The organism is Sphingobium xenophagum, from assembly GCF_031457465.1.
Lineage (GTDB): Bacteria > Pseudomonadota > Alphaproteobacteria > Sphingomonadales > Sphingomonadaceae > Sphingobium > Sphingobium xenophagum_A.
The window spans coordinates 1-20,325 of record NZ_JAVDWV010000001.1 but is presented as its reverse complement, the minus strand read 5'-3'; the positions used below and the strand labels follow the sequence as shown (position 1 = coordinate 20,325).

The following is a 20,325-nucleotide window of genomic DNA, read 5'->3' as shown; positions in this document are numbered from 1 at the left end:
TTAGGACGACTCATAGTCCCGCTATCCCCCGACCAAACGGGGGGCCGTCATCATGTACCGACCAATTCGCGCTCTGGTGTTTGCCGGGCTTGTCGCGCTTGCCGCCGCCGGATCGACCCGGAACGGCGATCGCGTCGTCCCGCAATGGGATGGGGCCGAAGCCGTTTCTGCCGACAACCAATTGTCGGTCATGACCTATAATGTCAAAGGTCTGCCCTGGCCGATCGCATCGGATCGCAGCGAAGCGCTAAGCGTGATCGCTGATCGGCTCGCATCCTTGCGTGAGTCGGGCCGACAACCGCATATCATCCTGTTGCAGGAAGCCTTCACGCCCGAAGCCATGCAGATTGCCGCCCGTGCAGGCTATCGCCATGTCGCGAACGGGCCGGACGCAGCGCAGCGTTCCGACGCAGCAGCAGCAGATGGCGCGGACCAGTCGCACATGGCGCAGGCGCGATGGGATCGCGGCGAAGCGGTCGGCAAGCAATTGGGCAGCGGCCTGCAAATCCTGTCCGACTATCCCATAGCGCGGGTCGATCGGCTGGCCTTCCCCGATTTTGCCTGCGCAGGCTTTGATTGTCTGGCCAATAAGGGCGTGCTGATCGCGCATCTGAACGTGCCGGGGTTTGACCGGCCGGTCAGCATCGTCAACACCCATCTCAATGCCCGCAAGGCCGCAGGCGTTTCGGTCGATCGCTCCTATCGCGCCTTTGCGCGGCAGGTCGACCTGATGACTCGGTTCGTCGCCAAAAATGTGTCCGCCGATCAGCCGCTGATCCTGGGCGGTGACATGAACATCGGGCAGGATGCGTATCGGGCCAATGCCTTCTTCACCCGTTTCGCGCGGGCAGGCATGGCTTTCGTCCATCCTGACCGTGATGGCGCGAAACAGGCTCTGACCCATTCCGCCTGGCACGATGAGGCGATGCGACGCGATCTGGCCCTCACCAGAGCGCGGGCAAAGGATTGGCTCTTCGCAAGGGGGAGCGGACAGCGCTCGCTCAAGGTGGTGGCGGGGCAAGTGCCGTTCGGATCCGAACCCGATGGCAAGCCCCTGTCCGATCATTTTGGCTATGTCGTCAATTATAGCCGGAGCCATGAGGTCGACCTGGTGCAAACCGACCGCACGGGCGCTTCGTCATGAAGCGGGCGATGCTGTCGTTCCTGAGCCTGGTCGGCACCTGTCCGGTTGCGCAGGCGCAAGACCTTGCCCTGGAAACAGGCATTCGCTTCTCACTGAAACGGCCGTCCAGCCTGTCCCTGCTTGCCTACGCGCCGCAAGCCTATCGCGTGTCCCCACCACGCATGGAAGCGGCGAACCCGGTCAATGCCGATGATCGCGACCAGGACATCCAGATCCGGTTCCACAAGTCGACACAGCGCTTTCTTCGCACCGGCGCTGCGATGCCGCTCGACCCGCACATGCTGTCTCGTAGCCGGATGACCCGCTATGTGATGGAGGACCGTTGGCTGATCGGCGATCAGGTCACCGCCACCATGGGCTGGCACGGCATCAAGATAAGCAACCGTAACGCCAATGTCACTGTCGGTCCGGGCCGCGATCGTTTGCGCACGCGGGACTGGTTTCTGCCGCACGCAAATCTCGTCCTGCAAACAGGACAGGCGTTGCGCCTGAGCCTCGATTATGCAGAGAAGCTGCGGGCGTACAGCGAAACGGGCATAAGTGGGCCGATGGGACTGGATCATGACACATATCTGCAGTTGCGTCGGACGTTGAAACCGGAAACGCAAAGCCGCGTGCAGATGCAGGCCGACTGGACGCCCGCCCCCGCCCTCAACCTGTCCCTGGCGGTGCACGGCGGCAGGCTTGACGATCAGTTGCGCTTCACCGGGCGCGGCATCTTGCCCGTCAATAGCGGGTCTGCGCGGATCGAAGGCGCGATCCTGGCGGTGCACCATCAGGCAACCCCGCAATGGCAATGGTCGGTGCGCTACAGCGGCGCGCGCGTGCGCGTGTCGGGCGGTGCCATGGCGCACGAACATAGCCTGTCGGTGGGGACGACCTGGCAGAGTGGTCCCTGGCGCGCGGCGCTTGCCCTTGTACGCAACAGCGCGCCAGCATTGCCCGTCCACGACCAGCGGGCCATGCGGATCGAGGCGGGCGTCGATTATGCGCTGGCCGAGATTGGCGGGCGACCGCTGACCATGTCCCTGCATATGAGCGACCCGGATCGCCTGATGAGCGGGGCGTTCGCGCGCGATGATCTGTCCGGTTCCCTGCGCGCCAGCGATCAGGCGCGGGCTGTGATGGCAAGCGCACGACTTGGCTGGTAAGTCCTTTCCTATTCCAGCGCGGATCATCCTCCTTCTGCTGCTATGTGCGGTCATGATGCTGGCCGTGGCGGCGTTCCACCCGATTGATCATGACGAAGGACAATATGTCGGCGCGGTCGCGATGATGCGCATCGGCCTGCCCTATCGCGACTTCGCCTATCTCCAGACGCCGCTGCAACCGCTGCTGCTCGCGCCGCTGGCGTGGATCGTGGAGGGTTGGTTGTTCCCGGCGCTGCGCGCGGTCAATGCGCTGCTTGTTGTCGCGGCGACGGCCTGCATATGGCTGACGGCGCGGCGGGCGGGCGCGTCACCCCGTGCTGCCGCGATCGCGGCTGGCGCCTTATTGTCCAGCCATATGCTGCTGTTTGCCGGCAGCGTGGCCCGCAATGATGCGCTGCCACTGGTGTTGATGACGGCGGGCATGGCCGCAATGATGGCCCTGATCCAGAAAGACCGTACGCGGTGGACGGCGTTGGTGGCAGGCCTGTTGCTGGGGGCGGCCGCTTCGACGAAGATCAGCTATGGCCTGCCTGCCGCTGCGGCCGGTCTGTTCGCGCTGCTGCACTGGCGGATGCTGGGCATGGAGAAGGTGGCCCTGCTGGCGCTGGGCGGCATTTTGGGTGGTTTGCCGACCATAGGTCTGGCGATGCTGGCCCCCGAAGCGGCCTGGTTCGGGATTATAGAATATAGCTTGAAGGCTCCGTTCGAGTGGCGGACGTGGACCGGGCAGACATCCATGCTGGAGGCGCCGCTGAGCCTGGTTCGGCTTGCCCGCTATCTGGCGCAGGGCTGCGGCTTGATCGCGCTGGTTGCCGTTGCTCTGGTCGCGACGCGGCGACGCACCCCGGTCGAACGGCTTTTGGATATGATGATCATGGCCGGCCTGATTGCTGCCTGGCTGCCGCGACCCATTTATGTCCAATATCTGGGGCCTTTGCTCCCCCCGCTCCTGCTGCGCTTCGCACTGTTGACCGACGCGCCCTTCTGGCAGCGGCGTGCAGGTCGTGCCCTGATCGCGGTGGGCCTTGTCGCGGGCATCACCCAAAGCGCGATAGAAGCAGGCCGCAATATGCTGGCGGGCCACAGCCCGGTGCATATGGTCATGCGCGATGCCCACGCGATGGACCGCATTGCGGCGTCGGCCAAGCTGTCAGGGGCCATTGTCACCCTCTCGCCGGAACGGGTCGTCGATGTGCCGCTGCCACTCGATCGCCGTTTCGTTACCGGGCCGTTTCTCATGCGAACACGGCATATTCTATCGCCCGAACAGGCGCGCGCCTTCCATGCGAGCACATCGCAAACCCTGGCAGCCGATCTGGACGAAGCGCCCCCTGCCGCCATACTGACAGGAAGCGAAGGTCGGCCCAAGGCGGCATTTCGCCGCGGGCTGGATGGGTTGCTGATCGCTTGGGCGCGATCGAACGGCTATCGCCCCGTCCCTCTCCCTTCTGGCAGCCACACGCTCTTTCTGGCCCCGCCATCCTCTACCCAAAGAGGTGAAAAGCGATCGTAGATCTTTTTGCCACGCAAGAGTCCTATTGTTGGCCTAGATTTAGCGGTCCTCACTATCGGAAGCCGTCATGCCATTTGTCCTGTTGATCATCGCAAGCCTGTTTTTTGGCCTGGTATCCGCAAGGGCGCAGCCGATGACCGAAAGCCCATCGCCGCCGCCCGCCCCAGTGGTGATGCGCCTCGCGGCCCCGGAAGCGCATCAGGGCGTCGCATCGGACGGCACCTATCTGTACGCGATCGACAATGATCGGATCGGCAAATATCGGATCGCCACCGGCAAACGGGTCGCCCAATGGCAGGGCGACCGACGCCTGTTCCCCCACATGAACAGTTGCACCGTGGCGGGGCATGATCTGGTCTGCGCGGCTTCCAACTATCCGCAGGTGCCCCAGACCAGCGCCGTCGAGATTTTCGACACGCGCACGATGCGTCATATACGCTCGATCAGCCTGGGCTTTGGCCCCGGTTCGCTGACCGCGCTGGACCGGCATGACGGGAAATGGTGGGCCGTCTATGCCAATTATGCGGGCAAAGGGGGCGAACCGAACCGCGACTATCGCTACACGCTGCTGGCCCGGCTGGACGATGCCTTTCGGCAGGAGGCGGCGTGGACTTTTCCTGACGAGGTTCTGGCCCGATTTGCCCCGTTCAGTTGCTCTGGCCTCAGTTGGAGCAATGATGGACGGCTCTATGCGACCGGCCATGATCGGCCGGAAATGTACGAACTGGCACTGCCCCAAGCCGGATCGCGGCTGGAACTGCGCCGCACGATCGGGATCGCGACTCCGGGACAGGCGATCGACTGGGACCCGGTGGAAACGGGTCGTCTCTGGTCAATCGACCGGGCCACGACCGTGATGGTCGCAAGCCTCATATCCGATGGCGAATAGCCTTTATCCGGTCGGAGCCGCGCAGGCTATCGGTCGGGGCTGTTGAGCGAGCCGCGGGCCACGAAACTGTCCGGATCAGCCATGTCCCACCAGCGCGCATAGTCTTCAGGCGCATGACCCGACATCAGCGCACCCGGTTCAATATAGCAGTAGATTTTGTCGGCGCTGCGCACGGAATGCGTTCCCTGGCGAATCCGCAGATGTTCGGGACGGAGTTCGGAGGGGTGGGCCAGACCGGCCGCCGCGACATAGTCAGCCAGGGCGTCGACCGTTTCGCGGTGAAAGGCGGTCACGCGCGGCCCCTTTTGATCGACGACCAACCCCGCCTCGCGCCAGCGATTTTGGGTAGCAACGCCGGTCGGGCAGGCATCGGTATGACATTTGCGCGTTTGCACGCAGCCCAGTGCGAACATGAAGGCCCGCGCGGCATTGCACCAGTCCGCCCCCAGAGCGAGGGTTGCAGCCATGCTGTGGCCGTCGAAGATTTTACCGGCGACACCGATCCGAATATGGTCCCGCAGATTGGCCCCGACGAGCGCGTTCACGACGAATATCAGTGCCTCGCGCAGCGGCGTGCCGACATGATCGGACAATTCGACAGGTGCCGCGCCGGTGCCGCCCTCAGAGCCATCAATGACGATGAAGTCAGGCGCGATCCCCGTATCGAGCATGGCCTTCACGATGGCGAGAAATTCCCAGCGGTGCCCAATACATAGTTTGAACCCTACCGGCTTTCCGCCGGACAGGCGGCGCAGATCGGCGATCCATGTGAGAAGTTCTCGCGGTGTGGAGAAGGCGCTATGGCTTGGCGGGGAATAGACGGACTGCCCCACGGGAACGCCGCGCGCCGCCGCGATCGCCTGATTGACCTTCGAGCCGGGGAGAAGGCCGCCTTGGCCGGGTTTGGCCCCCTGGCTCAATTTGATCTCGATCATCTTGACCTGATCGCGCGCGGCGTGTCGCGCAAAGGCGTCCGCGTCAAAGTCCCCATCCTCTGTGCGACAGCCGAAATAGCCGGTGCCGATTTCCCAGACCAGGTCGCCGCCATGTTTCAGATGATGTGCCGAAATGCCGCCTTCCCCGGTATCATGGAAAAAGCCGCCGGCCTTTGCGCCCAGATTGAGCGCTTCGATGGCACGGCCACTGAGCGATCCGAAGCTGAGCGCGGAGATATTCAGGATCGACGCATCATAGGGTTTGCGACATTCCGGTCCGCCGATCGACACACGAAAACCGCCTTTCACGCATGCGCGCGGGATCACCGAATGGTTGATCCATTCATGCCCCGGCTTTTCCACATCGAGTTGCGTGCCGAAGGCGTTGACGCCCTCCTCACCCTTGGCGCGGCGATAGATCAATGCGCGCTGGCGGTGACTGAACGGGCGACCTTCAATGTCGCTGTCCAAAAGATAGGCCCGCATATAGGGACGCAGCCATTCGAAAAACCACCGGAAATGCGCACTGATCGGATAGGTCCGTCGCAGCGTGTGGCCACGTTGCGCAATGTCCCAGACACCCAGCGCCAGTAGCGCGCCGGACGGACCGAGCAGCCAAAGCGGCACGTCAACGCCTTGAAAATAGAGCCAGGCGAGCACGAGGTTTGTCAGGACGACGACAATCAGGGGAAGAAAGCGCATAAGGCCTGATAGGAACAATGGGGCGGTAGCGACAGCCAATTCCGCCTAGCGGCTGGTTCTCCAGCCAGCCTAGCGGCCGAACTTCCTCTGCGTCTTCCCATAACGTAATTTGCGTGTGCCGGGCTTGCCCTCTGTCGCGCGGCCTCTGGGGGCGGCCACCTGCTGCTCGTGCGGCAGGCCCAGTTCCTCGGCTTCCAGCTTGCGGATTTCGTCGCGGATGCGCCCGGCTTCCTCGAATTCCAGGTCGGCAGCGGCAGCGCGCATCTTCTTTTCCAGATCCTCGATATAGGCGCGCAGATTATGGCCGACGAGGTGGGGACGGTCGTCGAGTCCCGTGTCGATCGTGACCTGATCCTTCGACGCGACATGGGCGATGATGTCGCCGATATTGCGCTTGATCGTCGTCGGCGTGATGCCATGTTCGCGGTTATAGGCCTCCTGCTTTTCGCGCCGCCGCGATGTTTCGCCCAGCGCCCGTTCCATGCTGCCGGTGATGCGATCGGCATAGAGGATCACCCGCCCGTCGACGTTGCGCGCCGCGCGGCCGATCGTCTGGATGAGCGAGGTTTCGGAGCGCAAAAAGCCCTCTTTGTCCGCATCGAGAATAGCGACCAGACCGCATTCGGGGATATCCAGCCCCTCACGCAGCAGGTTGATGCCGATCAGCACGTCATAGACGCCCAGCCGAAGGTCACGGATCAGCTCGATCCGCTCCAGCGTCTCGACATCGCTGTGCATGTAGCGAACCTTGAGGCCCGCCTCGTGCATGAACTCGGTCAGATCCTCGGCCATCCGCTTGGTCAGGGTGGTGACGAGCGTGCGGTATCCCTGCGCCGCGACCTTGCGGCATTCGTTGATGAGGTCGTCGACCTGATCCTCGACCGGCTTGATCTCGACCGGCGGGTCGATGAGGCCGGTGGGCCGGATGACCTGCTCGCTGAACACGCCGCCGGTTTGCTCCATTTCCCAATTGCCGGGCGTGGCGGAAACGCTGACCGTTTGCGGCCGCATCGCGTCCCATTCGTTGAAGCGCAACGGCCGGTTGTCGATGCAACTGGGCAGGCGGAATCCATATTCAGCGAGCGTGATCTTGCGGCGATGATCGCCCCGCGCCATCGCGCCGATCTGCGGCACGGTCTGGTGGCTTTCATCGACGAACAAAAGGGCGTTTTCGGGCAGATATTCGAACAGGGTCGGCGGCGGTTCACCGGGCAGACGGCCGGTCAGGAAGCGCGAATAATTTTCAATGCCCGCGCAGCTTCCGGTCGCCGCGATCATTTCCAGATCGAAATTGGTCCGCTGTTCCAGCCGCTGGGCCTCCAGCAACTTGCCCTCCGCCTCCAATTCCTTGAGCCGCTCTGCCAGTTCGAAGCGGATCGCCTCCATCGCCTGTTTCAGCGTTGGGCCGGGGGTGACATGGTGGCTGTTGGGAAAGACCTTCACATAGTCGAGGCTGGCAACCTTGCGCCCCGACAGCGGATCGAACTCGACAATCTCCTCAATCTCGTCGCCGAAAAAGGATATGCGCCAGGCGGTATCCTCATAATGCGACGGGAAAATCTCCAGATTGTCGCCCTTCACCCGGAAATTGCCGCGCGAAAAACCGGCATCGTTGCGCTTATATTGGAGCGCGACCAGCTTGCGGATGATCTCGCGCTGGTCCTCGATCCCGCCCTTCTTCATCGAGAAGGTCATGGCCGAATAGGTTTCAACCGAGCCGATGCCGTAAATGCAACTGACCGATGCGACGATGATGACATCGTCCCGCTCCAGCAGCGAGCGCGTCGCCGAATGGCGCATCCGGTCGATGCTTTCATTTACCGAGCTTTCCTTCTCGATATAAGTGTCCGATCGCGCGACATAGGCTTCGGGCTGGTAATAATCATAATAGCTGACGAAATATTCGACCGCATTGTCGGGGAAGAAGCTCTTGAACTCGCCATAGAGCTGGGCCGCGAGAATCTTGTTGGGCGCAAGGATCAGGGCCGGGCGCTGCAATGCCTCGATCATCTTGGCCATGGTGAACGTTTTGCCGGACCCCGTAACGCCAAGCAGCACCTGATCCTTCTCGCCCGCCAGCGCGCCCTCTACCAGTTCGGGGATGGCGGTACGCTGATCGCCCGCCGGTTCATAATCGCTAACCAGCGTGAAGCGCCGTCCCCCCTCGCTCTTCTCCGGCCGCGCCGGGCGGTGCGGCACGAAACTGGTGCCGGTATCGGGTTCGTCGAGGGTTGTGCGGATCTGAATGGCCATGGGGGGCAATATGGGGGCTTTGCGGCAGGACGCAATTGACGTCAGGGCTTCAACTCGAATGCGGCGTTGGGCATGGGCGGATAGACCACCGGCTTGTCACCAAAGCGGGCGCGAAGGGCGGTTTGGCGGCGTTCGTCATCGATCACTTCGACATCCACCTCGTCGGGATAACGGTAGTTGATCTCGAACTTTCCATCCTTGATCTCATATTCCAAGATCGACCAGCGCTTGATGCCGCCTTCATCCGATTCGGCATACCAGGCTTTCCAAAGAAGGTCGGAAAGAGCCTCGGTGTCGTCGAGATTTCGAATTTGATGCCCTTCATCCTTGAAGATATTGGGGCTGATCCATCGATCGCCGACTTCAACGTAGAGGAAAATGCCATCGGGATCGCCGCCGACGATATTGACCAACTCCACGCCGATCTCGTTGTAAAGCGGCCCCAGAATGTCGAACTTATCTTTTGCCATTTTCGGCGCCTTTCGCTTCGTTCGGGAACTTCCTTCTGAATTTTTTGCCATTGATCTCCCAGATGACATTGAGCTGGTAGGGCCGTTGCGAAGTTCCTTCATAGAGGGGTTCGATATCCACGAACACCTTATGCCCGGCACGTAATTCCCTGGCCCAGGAATCTTCCATGACGCGATAGCTGCCGCGGTTGAAGTTGGAATTCTGGGCGAAATGGTTGAAGCTGTCGCGGGGGCCGTTGAAACGAGCAGCGATAAAATGGCCGCCATCGTCGTTGGCAAGACGGTCAGGCTTACCCGCCTGTGCCTGACTATGGCGTGATCGCACAGGGGAAGCGGCCAGCGATAGTCCGCCATAGGTCCGGCGATTGCGCGCGATGACATCGATATGGAAATCATAGCCATTCTTCGTCTCCTTGCGCCAGTTGGTATCGAGTATCTGGCTGTCCAGCGAAGGCGGATTGGACGGGTCGGCGGGCAATTTCCCGCCATGCGTGTCCATATAATGGGCCAGCGCCAGAAACTTGGTTCTGGCGACCTGCCCTGCATCCAGATAGGCCTGATGCGGCAGTTTGCTTCGCTACGCACGTATAGGTTGAACGCCGTTAATCCCTGCTGTTGGCTTGTTTGTTTCACCCGCATAGCCCCGATATGCGACCACCGCCGTAGCGAATTATTAGGAACAAATCAAGAACAGTATTATGAGACGTCGATACCGCCTAAGAATTTGAATTGTCGCTTCGGCCTGATATGCTTTCGAAACAACAGGCTGCCACCGCGCGCCAACAGGGGACATGCGATGACGAAGGCTTTTGGGATTGCCGCCACGGCGTTGCTGATGCTCGCTGGCTGCGGGGACAAGCCGGGCGAGACGACCGGCAATATCGCGGCCACCGATGCGATGAGTCGCGAAGAGGTGAAGGCCGCCATTGATCAGGTCCAGTTGAAGCCTGGCCAATGGGAGGGCCGCTTTACCATCCAGGATATCGACCTGTCCAAAATGCCCGGCGCGCCCGCCGGTATGGAAGATCAGATGAAAAGCATGATGAGCCAGACATCGCTCAAATATTGCGTAACCCCCGAAGAAGCGGCCAATCCCAGTGCGGAGATGTTTGCCGGACAGGACAGCAAGGACTGCGCGTTCAAGGATTTCATCGCCAAGGGTGGCACGGTGAAGGGGCAGGTGTCGTGCAAGGCCGATGGCGGCACGATGAATGCAACGATGGCGGGCACCTATGCCGCCAACAGCTATGCGATGGACATGGATATGCAGATGGCGGGTGGTCCCGACGGCACGGCCATGGCCATGAAGGCCCGGTCAGAGGGTAAGTGGATCGGTACGGATTGCGCCGCGGACTGATGAACACGTATTTCCGCTTGCGCTTTGGGCGGGACGGGTAGAGCCTTGCCCCGATTCCGATGCACAGGAACGGGGGAGAGGATATGGACAGGAGCCTTCTGGCGGCGCTGCCGCTTGTGATCATGCTTGGCCTTGGCGGCTGTAGCAGTGAACCGACACCGGCACCGGCGGTTGAAGACGCGCCGATCGTCATGCAGCCGGGAGAATGGATTCTCACCCGCAAAACCACGGGCTATAACACCCCCAGCGTCACCCCGGAGGAATATCAGGAAGCGCTTCGCCAGGTACGCGACGACAAAATCTGTCTTGCCATTGCGCCGGACGGGGTGCCGGACACCGCCGCGCTCGCGGGCGCGGAAGGCACGGACTGCACCTATAAGGACAAGTTGGCACGCAATGGCCGACTGATTGTCACGCTGGCCTGCAAGGCGGGCCGGGGCACGTCGGACATCATGGCGGAGGGTAATTATACCGCCGATACGATGACACTCGGCACCACCATGACCAAGATGCAGGGAGGGCAGCCGGTTTTGCGCACGACCCACGATCTGACCGGCAAGCGCATTGGCGATTGCCCGGCACCGGGATGACCGCCCCGCACATGCTCGTCGAGCGACGTTGCTTGCGCGCTTGGTCGGGAAACCTGTTGGCTCCTGTATGCAGGCACGATCGCTTTGACGAGGGCGCGGGCAGGTTGGCCATCCCAATCGCCTCCTAGTTCAGCAGTCGGTTCTCCCGCAGCCGTGCGACCGCCAGATCGACAAATGCACGCACCTTGGCGGGAGCATGGCGGCCCTCTGGATGCCTGACATGGATCGGGAGCGGCTCTTCCTCATAGTCGGCCAGTATAATCTGTAGATCGCCAGCGATCGGTGCTGGGCCAAGCTGATAATGGAAAACCCTGGTCTATCCCCATCCCGCTTTGGCGGTGGCAATCGCCGCCTGATTGCTGCGGCATTGCAGAGCCGCATCATCGACCGGCTGGTCCAGAATGCGCCAATGAACGACGCGCATACGGAAAGCTATTATGGCGGTGGCGCAGAAGGATATACCGATTATCCTATATTGCCGAAGGCAGGTTGAGTGGCGGTTGTGTGCCGCCGGCCCGAAGGAGCAGCACATGAAAGCGATGACCATTGGTTCCCCCGCAACCCTGGACAGTCTGGCATTCACCGAACGAAGCGATCCAGGGCTGCCAGGACGGGGCGAAATCCGGGTCGCGTTACGTGGCAGTTCGCTCAATTTTCACGATCTCGGCGTGGTGACGGGTCGGCTTCCGTCGGAAGCGGGACGCATCGCACTGGCCGATGCCGGCGGGATCGTGGAGGCGGTAGGCGACAATGTGATCGAATTTTCGGTTGGCGATCAGGTCGTCTCCTGTTTCTTCCCGGACTGGCAGGATGGCGCACCGACGATCGGCACCTTCGCACGTACGCCGGGCGATGGCATGGATGGATATGCCACCGAATTTGCCGTCGCGCCTGCAACGGCCTTTACCCATGCACCACGCGGATATGACGCAGTCGAGGCAGCGACCATCACCACTGCCGGGCTGACCGCTTGGCGGGCGCTGGTCGGCGACGGCGGCCTCAAGGCAGGCGATATCGTGCTGCTGCTCGGAACGGGCGGCGTCTCCATCTGGGGCTTGCAAATCGCCAGGGCGATGGGCGCGACCGCTATTGTCACCTCCTCCTCTGGCGAAAAACTGGAGCGAGCGCGCACACTTGGCGCCGACCATGTGGTCAATTATCGAGAGGTGAAGGATTGGGGCCGCGCCATCGCCAATTGGACCGGCGGTCGCGGCGTCGATCATATACTCGAACTGGGCGGCGCTGGCACGCTCGCCAATTCCATCGCGGCGGTCCGGGTCGGCGGCCATATTGCGCTGATCGGCACCGTGACCGGCGTTGCCGGGGATGTGCCGACGGCGGCCCTGATGGCCAAACAGGCGCGATTGCAAGGCCTGATCGTGGGATCGCGTCGTCAGCAACAGGCATTCATACGCGCCATCGACGCAACCGGCATCCGCCCCGTGATCGACAGACGCTTCCCGCTAGCCGCACTGCCAGAGGCCTTCCGTTTCCAGCAATCATCGGCGCATTTCGGCAAGATCGGCGTCGAGTGGTAAGGTTAGGCCACCACTTTGCCGCGACCCGTCTTACGCGGACCTCGCCCCCGGCTATGCTGGCGCAACTCTGTCATCAATCTCATTCTGTAGCACCGTTGTGTAGCGGTTGAACGCTCGACACCTCAGCATCAGGAAGACAGTGTTTTATCGCATAATCTTAGGGAAAGAATGGCGGAGAGGCAGGGATTCGAACCCTGGGTACCCTCTCGGGCACGCCGCATTTCGAGTGCGGTGCATTCGACCACTCTGCCACCTCTCCGCAGAAGGTCCGCCGGGCCGATGGCCGCTGCGTTCCTGGTCGAGCGGCGGCCATTAGCGAATGAAATCGCGCTTGCCAAGCGGGGTTTCCGGGTTTTTTCTTGTGTCGGCGTTGAACCACCCTAAATTGGGGACATGAGAAACACGATTCAGATTTTCGGCGCTGGCGTTACGGCCCCGCCGATCGTCCATTCCCGCTTCAGCATCGGCGACGTGGTCCGGCACCGCATGTTCGGCTTTCGCGGCGTCGTGTTCGATATCGACCCGGTTTTCGCCAATAGCGAGGAATGGTATGAGGCCATCCCCGAACATGCCCGGCCCGACAAGCAGCAGCCTTTCTATCACCTGCTCGCCGAAAATGGCGAATCCAGCTATGTCGCCTATGTCAGCCAGCAGAATCTGGTCACCGACGACAGCGACGAGCCGGTCGACCACCCCGCCATCACTGGCATGTTCGGTGCCTATGCGGACGGTAAATATCGCCTGCGCCCGCTCCACCGCCATTAAGGGCGTTGCCGCGCTGCTGCTGGCGCTTGCGCTGCCGGGCATCGCGCAGGGACAGGCGGGAGGCGGGCAGACGCAAAGCGCGCAGGCGCAGGATCGGCCGCTCAATGCCGATCCCGCCTTCCCCTTCGCGCGCGAGATCGAGGCGTTCGCCAAAGCCAATGCCGCCAGCCCGCCGGTGGAGGGCGCGACGCTCTTCCTGGGCAGTTCCAGCATCCGCCTGTGGGACATAGCGGGCAGCTTCACCGACATCCCGACCGTCAATCGCGGCTTTGGCGGGGCCAGCACGCCCGACGTGCTGCGCTATTATCGCCGCCTGCTCCCGCCGACCGCACCCCGCACGATCATCGTCTATGTCGGCGAAAATGATCTGGCGGCCGGCGCCAGCCCCGACAAGGTCGCCGCCGACATCCTGACCCTGCTCAAGCGGCTGCGCAGTGACTATCCCCGCGCGCCCATCGCCTTCCTCTCGCTCAAGCCCAGCCCGATCCGCTGGACGATGTGGCCGAAAATGGCGGCGATCAATCAGGCCGTGGCCGCGCGGGCACCGACCGTGCGGTTCACCTATCTCGACGTCGGCAGCCTGCTGCTGGCGCGCGACGGCCTGCCCGACGCCTCGCTCTTTCGCGCCGATGGCTTGCATATGAAGCCCGAAGGCTATCAGCGCTGGACGCGGCTGGTGGACAATTGGCTTGATCGTGTCGCACCCGCCACCGCTGCGGCGGAAAAGGCCTCCTGACGGCCCCAATTGCACTTTCCGATTGATCCACGGTCAAGCAACATTATTACCAAGCCCAAGCAACAAGCACGAAGCCAAGGGGATATAGGGTGACAACGGACAAGCCACAGGCCAGCGGTATGGCCGAACTGACGCTGCGCGGCGTCATTCTGGGCGCGCTCATCACCCTCATATTCACCGCGGCGAACGTCTATCTCGGCCTCAAGATCGGCCTCACCTTCGCGACGTCCATCCCCGCGGCGGTCATCTCGATGGCGATCCTGCGCCTGTTCGCGACCGGCACGATCCTCGAAAACAACATCGTCCAGACCATCGCCTCGGCGGCGGGGACGCTCTCGGCGATCATCTTCGTGCTGCCGGGCCTGGTGATGATCGGCTGGTGGCAGGGTTTCCCCTATTGGCTGTCGGCCTGCACCATCGCCTTGGGCGGCATCTTGGGCGTCATGTATTCCGTGCCGCTGCGCCGTGCGCTCGTGACCGGCTCCGACCTCCCCTATCCCGAAGGCGTCGCCGCCGCTGAAGTGCTGAAAGTCGGTGCCGGATCGCGCGCGGGCGCGGAAGAGAATAAGCGTGGCCTCTCCGCCATTCTGCTGAGCGCCGTCGCGGCCGCATCCTTCACCATCATCGCCAAGACGCGGCTGATCGCCGAGGAAGCCGCGACCTTCTTCCGCTTCGGCACCGGCGCGACGTCGATGTCGACCAGCTTTTCGATGGCGCTGATCGGCGTCGGGCATCTCGTTGGCCTGTCGGTCGGCGTTGCCATGTTCGTGGGGCTGGTGATCAGTTGGTTCGGCATCGTCCCTTTCCTGACCGCGCCCGTGCCTGCTGGCGCTGATCTCGCCACCATCGTAGGCGACACCTTCCGCACCAAGGCGCGCTTCATCGGCGCGGGCACGATCGGCGTCGCGGCGATCTGGACCCTGCTCAAGATTCTCGGCCCCATCATCGGCGGCATCCGCTCCGCGCTGGTCGCCAATGCGACGCGCAAGGCGGGCAATGCCGGCCTGCTGCAACTGACCGAGCGCGACCTGCCCATCAGCATCGTTTTTGGCACCATCATTGCGTCCATGCTGCCCATCGGCGTCCTGCTCTGGATCTTCGCGCAGGGTGGTCCGATCGCCGCCAATCCAGCCCCCGTCATTGCGCTGACCTTGGCTTATGTGCTGGTCGCGGGCATCGTGATCGCGTCGGTTTGCGGCTATATGGCCGGGCTTATCGGCGCGTCGAACAGCCCGATTTCAGGCGTTGGCATCCTCGCCGTGCTGGGTGCATCGCTGATGCTCGCCGCCATCTACGGATCGGGCGGCGACCCGGATCGTGCCCAAGCGCTCGTCGCCTACGCCCTCTTCACCACCGCGATCGTGTTCGGCATCGCCACCATTTCCAACGACAATCTTCAGGATCTCAAGACCGGCCAGTTGGTCGGCGCGACGCCGTGGAAGCAGCAGCTCGCGCTGATCCTGGGCGTCCTCTTCGGCTCACTCGTCATCCCGCCAGTGCTGGACCTGCTCAACAGCGCCTTCGGCTTTGCAGGGGCACCCGGTGCCGGAGCGAACGCCCTGCCCGCCCCCCAGGCAGCGCTCATCTCCGCGCTGGCGAAGGGCGTATTGGGCGGCGATCTCGACTGGGGCCTGATCGGCATCGGCGCTGGCATCGGCGCGGTCGTGGTGTTGGCCGACGAACTGCTGGGCAAGGCGGGCAAGCTGCGCCTGCCCCCGCTGGCAGTCGGCATGGGCATTTATCTGCCGATGGCGCTGACGCTGCTGATCCCGGTCGGCGCGCTGATCGGCCATCTCTACAACCGCTGGGCGCTGCGCCAGTCCAACCCTGAATTTGCCGAGCGCATGGGCGTATTGATGGCCACCGGCTTCATCGTCGGCGAAAGCCTGTTCGGCGTCGCCTTCGCTGGCATCGTCGCCGCGACCGACAGCGACACGCCGCTCGCGCTGGTCGGCGAAAGCCATTGGGCCGTGCCGCTCGCCATCCTGATCTTCGCGGGCGTCATCGCAGGGCTCTATGCCCGGCTGCGCCATTGGGCGAGCGCGCCGCTGACCTGATCCGTTCAGCCGCGCGACAGCCGGGCGCGGATACAAGTCGGTTCATCGCTGGAGGATAAGAGGATCGGGATGATGGGCAAGACGCGCTGGATGACGGGATCGCTGGTGACCCTTGGCCTGATGCTGGGCAGCGTCAGCGCCGCCGAGGCCCGCCCCCGCTACGATCGCGGTTGGGGCCATCACAATCGCGACCGGGGCAATGGCTTCGGCTTTGGCGATGCGGTGGGCGTCGCCGCGCTGATCGGCGCAGTCGCGATCGTCGCCTCGTCCCTGTCCAAGGACAAGCAGGCCGCCCGTGGCAACGCGCCCTATGCCGACGATGATGCCCCGCCCCCGGCCACCGGCACCGACTATGGATTGGACCGCCAAGGCGCAGCACCCGGCGAGGAGGATTTCTCCGACGTCGTCGGCAACCCCGATGCTATGGCAGACGCCTGCGCCCTCGCCGCCCGCGACGAAGCGCAGACCCGCTTGGGCGGCTATGCCGAGATCCGCGCCATGGACGAGCCCCACCCCACCCAGGGCGGCTATAATATCGACGGCGAAATCGAAACCCGCGCCAGCTACAGCGCCACCACCGGCACCACCCGCCGCTTCACCTGCGCCATGCAGAACGGCCGCGTCGCGGAGGTCTATCTCAGCCGCGACGTGGCCGTGCGATAGGGCCACACACCTTCGCTTTATCCTGTCCTCTCACCCATCGCTAGTCTAGCATTCCGCCGAATCAGGGGGTTGGCGGGTGGTGGCCTTTCTTTTAGCGCCGGAAAATATCGTCTTCCTGTCAGCCATCCTGTTGATGCTGCTGATCGGCGGCGTGCAGGCGCTTGGCCTCGCGGGCGATGTCGATCTCGACCTGGACAGCGATGCTGATCTGCTGGGCTGGCTAGGCTTTGGCCGCCTGCCCCTGCTCGCCTTGATCGCGATCTTCCTCGCGATGGTCGGCATGATCGGGCTGACCGGCCAGCGCGTCGCGCTGGACTTTGTCGGCACGCTGCTGACGCCTTGGATCGCGGTGCCCGGTGCCTTGCTCGCCGCCCTGCCCGCCACCGGCCTTGCCGCGCGACTGCTCGCCCCCCTGCTACCGCGCGACCATACGACAGCGGTCTCGCTCGACATGCTGGTGGGCAGCCCCGCAAAGATCGTCACCGGCCGCGCCAGCACCGGATCGCCCGCGCGGGCGCGGGTGGAGGATCATCACGGCCAGGCCCATTATGTCATGGTCGAACCCGACAATGACGGCCAATCGCTGACGGAGGGCGAAACGATCCTGCTCGTCCGCCGCGACGGCCCGCTTTTTCGCGCCATCAGCCATGGCGATCATTACCTGCCCCGCCTTTAGGAGAATGCCATGAATTTGCCCGCCGTGCAGGACGGATTTTCGATCATGCCCTATGTGCTGATCGCAGGCAGCGGCCTGCTGCTGCTGATCATATTGGGCGTCGTGATCGCCCGGCTCTACAAGCGGGCGTCGAAGGAAATCGGCTTCGTGCGCACCGGCTTCGGCGGTGAAAAGGTAGTGATGAACGGCGGCGCGTTGGTGCTGCCGATCTTTCATGAGACCATGCCGGTCAACATGAACACCGTGCGGCTGGCGGTGGAGCGCAAGAATAGCGACGCGCTCATCACGCTTGATCGCCTGCGCATCGACGTGAAGGCGGAATTCTATGTCCGGGTGCGGCCCGACGCCCAGTCGATCGCCATCGCCGCGCAGACGCTGGGCATGCGCACCATGCATCCAGAAGCGCTCAAGGAACTGGTCGAGGGCAAGTTCGTCGATGCGTTGCGCTCCGTCGCGGCGGGCATGACGATGAACCAGTTGCACGAACAGCGCAGCGATTTCGTGCAAAAGGTGCAGCAGGTCTCCTCGGTCGATCTCGCCATGAACGGGCTAGAACTGGAAAGCGTCTCGCTGACCGGCCTCGACCAGACGTCGATCGAACATTTCAACGCCAACAACGCCTTCGATGCCGAAGGCCTGACCAAGCTGACCGAACAGATCGAATTGCGCAAGAAAGCGCGCAACGACATCGAACAGGATACCCGCGTTCAGATCGAGACCAAGAATCTGGAAGCCGAGCGCCAATCGATGCTGATCGCGCGCGACACCGAATTCGCCCGGCTGGAACAGGAGCGCGAGGTCGAGATGCGCCGCGCCGCGCAGGGGGCCGAAATCGCCCGCGAACAATCGCTGCGTCAGCAGGAAGCCGAACAGGCCAAGATCGAAGCCAAGAAGCTGGTCGACAGCCAGCAGATCGAGGCTGACCGCACCGTCAAGGAAGCGCGCATCGCGCAGGAACAGGCGCTCGAACTGGCCCGACAGGAACAGCAGATCGCGGTCCAGAACAAGAGCCGCGAGGAAAGCCAGGCCAAGGCGGAGGCCGACGCTGCCCGCGCCAAGGCGGTCGCAGCCGAGGAGCAGGTGCAGACATCGCGCCAGACCGAGATCGCCGAGCGTACCAAGCGGATCGAACTGATCGACGCCGCCCGCGAAGCCGAGCGCGCCGCCATCCAGGTGAAGGTCGAGGCCGAAGCCGAGAAGCAGGCCGCATCCGACCGCGCCGCCGCCGTGCGCTTCGCAGCACAGGGTGAGGCCGAGGCGGTGAAACTGCGCGCCGAGGCCGACCGCGTGCGCTTCGAGGTCGAAGCGGCGGGGCAGCAGGCTGTCAACGAAGCGGCCAACCTCCTCTCCTCCGGCCAGGTGTCGCTTCAGACCAAGATGGCCCTGCTCAAGATCCTGCCCGAACTGGTCCGTGAGGCCGCCAAGCCGATGGAAGCGATCGATTCCATCAAGATCGTCCAGGTCGACGGGATCACGGGACAGGGCGGCGAAGGCGGCAGCGTGTCCGCAGGTCAGGGGCAGGATGGCAACCTCGCCAACGCCGCCGTGTCCGCCGCGCTGCGCTACCGCGCCCAGGCACCCGTGATTGACGGGTTGATGAAGGAATTGGGTCTGGACGGCTCCAGCCTGGAAGGTCTTGTGCGCGGCGCAACCGATATGGCATCGCCACCCCCGGACGAGCCGACCACCGATCCGACGGCAGCATGACACGGCAGCGGACGGCCTGACGGATGGCTGGTCATACTCTGCCGCGCTATGCGCTGGCCTTTGGACTGGCCGCGCTTGCGGGGATGGTCGATGCGTTGGGTCTGCTCAAGCTGGGCGGTCTGTTCGTCTCCTTCATGAGCGGCAATTCCACCCGCATGGCGGTGGGCATCGCCGGGGGCACTGCGGTCGCCGGCATGGCCATCGGCCTGATCGGTGCCTTTGTCGGCGGCGTGTTTGGCGGGGCGCTGATCGGCAAACTGGCGGGCCGCTGGCGCAAACAGGCGGTGCTGGCCACAGTGCTGGGCATGTTGATCCTCGCCGCCCTGGCCGTCGGCCGCCGGGGCGACGCCATCACTTTCCTGATGGCCGCCGCGATGGGGGCCGTGAACAATGTGTTCCAGCGCGACGGAGAGGTCAGCATCGGCGTCACCTACATGACTGGCGCGCTGGTCAAGCTCGGCCAATCCTTCGCGCTCGCCCTGACCGGCGGCCCACGCTTTGGCTGGCTGCCCCATCTGCTGCTGTGGCTCAGCCTGGTGCTGGGCGCGGTCATCGGCGCGGCCCTGTTCGCGCAGCTCGACCTGTCCGCCCTGTGGGTAGCATGCGGCTGGTGTGCTGCCTTATGGGGCTTCAGCCTGTATCTCGGCCCCATTGGCAAGGCGTAGGCCGCGCAAGAGCTCAATGTCCGATGTCTCCCGACACACCGGTCAACACACCAAAGGCGCAATTAAAGCTGGGTTGTTTCGGCATGTCCGTCGTAGTCCACGCTGGTGCCGTAGATATCCAATATCTTCTGGTAGAACATCCGCTCCGAAGACCGGATGTCGCGAATGCGGGCAAGCAGTTCCTCAAAATAGTCGGTTCCCGGCTCCTTGAGACGGGCATAGTCCATGACGAAACCCTTTACCAGATACTCCGATAGGCTAGTTGCCGCCCAACGCCGGAACTGCAAGCCGCGCGCCGAGCGAACGCGGAAGCCGATCGCGAGGATCATAGACAGGCTGTAATGCAATGTCCGATAGGCCTTGCCGTCGGCGGCAGTTGTCAAGTATTCCTTGACGACTGCCCCTTCCTCTAGGCCATTTTGACAAAGGATTTTAGCCATAGGCGTGCGGCGGCGAGGTTGAGGAAGCTCTCGAACGAGAGGACGGTCTTGTCGTAGCGGGTGGCGATGCGGCG

20 protein-coding genes and 1 tRNA gene are annotated in these 20,325 nt (G+C 63.1%); 15 read left to right on the top strand and 6 right to left on the bottom strand.

Going from position 1 to position 20,325, the window contains the following annotated elements; all coding sequences use genetic code 11:
- The first annotated feature begins 52 nt into the window (after nt 1-52).
- From J2W40_RS00105 to J2W40_RS00090, 4 genes are all read left to right on the top strand, one after another.
- A complete protein-coding gene (locus tag J2W40_RS00105; protein ID WP_310220929.1) occupies nt 53-1,144 on the top strand; it encodes an endonuclease/exonuclease/phosphatase family protein in 1,092 nt (363 codons plus the stop codon).
- Nucleotides 1,141-2,295, top strand: coding sequence for a TonB-dependent receptor domain-containing protein (locus J2W40_RS00100; protein ID WP_310220928.1), 1,155 nt, complete (start codon nt 1,141-1,143; stop codon nt 2,293-2,295). Before J2W40_RS00105 ends, J2W40_RS00100 begins: the two co-directional genes overlap by 4 nt.
- Entirely contained in the window at nt 2,285-3,808 is a 1,524-nt protein-coding gene (locus tag J2W40_RS00095; protein WP_310220926.1) for a glycosyltransferase family 39 protein, read from the top strand. Before J2W40_RS00100 ends, J2W40_RS00095 begins: the two co-directional genes overlap by 11 nt.
- A gap of 67 nt (nt 3,809-3,875) precedes the next feature.
- Complete coding sequence (locus J2W40_RS00090) at nt 3,876-4,697, top strand: YncE family protein (protein ID WP_409050324.1); 822 nt, start codon at nt 3,876-3,878, stop codon at nt 4,695-4,697.
- 26 nt (nt 4,698-4,723) lie between these two features.
- Here J2W40_RS00090 and J2W40_RS00085 read toward each other — a convergent pair whose 3' ends face one another.
- The 4 genes from J2W40_RS00085 to J2W40_RS00070 all read right to left on the bottom strand — a co-directional run bounded on the left by J2W40_RS00085 (nt 4,724) and on the right by J2W40_RS00070 (nt 9,556).
- Nucleotides 4,724-6,334, bottom strand: coding sequence for an FMN-binding glutamate synthase family protein (locus tag J2W40_RS00085; RefSeq protein WP_310220924.1), 1,611 nt, complete (start codon nt 6,332-6,334; stop codon nt 4,724-4,726).
- 69 nt (nt 6,335-6,403) lie between these two features.
- Nucleotides 6,404-8,587 carry an excinuclease ABC subunit UvrB gene (gene uvrB, locus J2W40_RS00080; RefSeq protein WP_310220922.1) on the bottom strand — a complete coding sequence of 728 codons (2,184 nt, stop codon included), beginning with the start codon at nt 8,585-8,587 and terminating at the stop codon, nt 6,404-6,406.
- 41 nt (nt 8,588-8,628) lie between these two features.
- The gene (locus tag J2W40_RS00075) at nt 8,629-9,057 is read right to left on the bottom strand and encodes a hypothetical protein (protein WP_310220920.1); all 429 of its coding nucleotides are present in this window, start codon (nt 9,055-9,057) and stop codon (nt 8,629-8,631) included.
- Nucleotides 9,044-9,556 (bottom strand): DNA/RNA non-specific endonuclease, encoded by a 513-nt coding sequence (locus J2W40_RS00070; RefSeq protein ID WP_310220918.1) that lies wholly within the window; start codon nt 9,554-9,556, stop codon nt 9,044-9,046. Before J2W40_RS00070 ends, J2W40_RS00075 begins: the two co-directional genes overlap by 14 nt.
- Before the next feature lie 297 nt (nt 9,557-9,853).
- Here J2W40_RS00070 and J2W40_RS00065 point away from each other — a divergent pair, with 297 nt between their 5' ends.
- The 4 genes from J2W40_RS00065 (at nt 9,854) to J2W40_RS00050 (ending at nt 12,542) form a co-directional block, all read left to right on the top strand.
- A complete protein-coding gene (locus tag J2W40_RS00065; RefSeq protein WP_310220917.1) occupies nt 9,854-10,414 on the top strand; it encodes a DUF3617 domain-containing protein in 561 nt (186 codons plus the stop codon).
- An 83-nt stretch (nt 10,415-10,497) separates the two neighbouring features.
- On the top strand, nt 10,498-11,004 hold the full coding sequence (locus J2W40_RS00060) for a DUF3617 domain-containing protein (protein WP_310220916.1): 507 nt from the start codon (nt 10,498-10,500) through the stop codon (nt 11,002-11,004).
- 301 nt (nt 11,005-11,305) lie between these two features.
- Nucleotides 11,306-11,497: a hypothetical protein gene (locus J2W40_RS00055; RefSeq protein WP_310220915.1), complete on the top strand. Its 192-nt coding sequence runs from the start codon at nt 11,306-11,308 to the stop codon at nt 11,495-11,497.
- A 37-nt stretch (nt 11,498-11,534) separates the two neighbouring features.
- Nucleotides 11,535-12,542 (top strand): zinc-dependent alcohol dehydrogenase family protein, encoded by a 1,008-nt coding sequence (locus J2W40_RS00050; protein WP_310220914.1) that lies wholly within the window; start codon nt 11,535-11,537, stop codon nt 12,540-12,542.
- Between the two features lie 169 nt (nt 12,543-12,711).
- Here the strand turns inward: J2W40_RS00050 and J2W40_RS00045 are convergent.
- A tRNA-Ser gene (locus tag J2W40_RS00045) sits at nt 12,712-12,801 on the bottom strand.
- A 134-nt stretch (nt 12,802-12,935) separates the two neighbouring features.
- Here J2W40_RS00045 and hspQ point away from each other — a divergent pair.
- The 7 genes from hspQ to J2W40_RS00010 all read left to right on the top strand — a co-directional run bounded on the left by hspQ (nt 12,936) and on the right by J2W40_RS00010 (nt 19,811).
- The gene (gene hspQ / locus J2W40_RS00040; protein ID WP_037475101.1) at nt 12,936-13,307 is read left to right on the top strand and encodes a heat shock protein HspQ; all 372 of its coding nucleotides are present in this window, start codon (nt 12,936-12,938) and stop codon (nt 13,305-13,307) included.
- Nucleotides 13,264-14,043: a GDSL-type esterase/lipase family protein gene (locus J2W40_RS00035; protein WP_310220909.1), complete on the top strand. Its 780-nt coding sequence runs from the start codon at nt 13,264-13,266 to the stop codon at nt 14,041-14,043. The genes hspQ and J2W40_RS00035 overlap by 44 nt, the downstream gene beginning before the upstream one ends.
- Before the next feature lie 119 nt (nt 14,044-14,162).
- On the top strand, nt 14,163-16,100 hold the full coding sequence (locus J2W40_RS00030) for an OPT family oligopeptide transporter (protein ID WP_310221450.1): 1,938 nt from the start codon (nt 14,163-14,165) through the stop codon (nt 16,098-16,100).
- Between the two features lie 72 nt (nt 16,101-16,172).
- Entirely contained in the window at nt 16,173-16,763 is a 591-nt protein-coding gene (locus J2W40_RS00025; protein WP_310221448.1) for a hypothetical protein, read from the top strand.
- A gap of 76 nt (nt 16,764-16,839) precedes the next feature.
- Nucleotides 16,840-17,439: an OB-fold-containig protein gene (locus J2W40_RS00020; RefSeq protein ID WP_310220907.1), complete on the top strand. Its 600-nt coding sequence runs from the start codon at nt 16,840-16,842 to the stop codon at nt 17,437-17,439.
- 9 nt (nt 17,440-17,448) lie between these two features.
- Nucleotides 17,449-19,146 carry a flotillin family protein gene (locus J2W40_RS00015; protein ID WP_310220905.1) on the top strand — a complete coding sequence of 566 codons (1,698 nt, stop codon included), beginning with the start codon at nt 17,449-17,451 and terminating at the stop codon, nt 19,144-19,146.
- 23 nt (nt 19,147-19,169) lie between these two features.
- Nucleotides 19,170-19,811, top strand: coding sequence for a DUF1275 family protein (locus tag J2W40_RS00010; protein WP_310220903.1), 642 nt, complete (start codon nt 19,170-19,172; stop codon nt 19,809-19,811).
- A gap of 62 nt (nt 19,812-19,873) precedes the next feature.
- Here J2W40_RS00010 and rhuM read toward each other — a convergent pair whose 3' ends face one another.
- Nucleotides 19,874-20,251, bottom strand: coding sequence for a RhuM family protein (gene rhuM, locus J2W40_RS00005; RefSeq protein ID WP_310220901.1), 378 nt, complete (start codon nt 20,249-20,251; stop codon nt 19,874-19,876).
- Between the last annotated feature and the right edge of the window lie 74 nt (nt 20,252-20,325).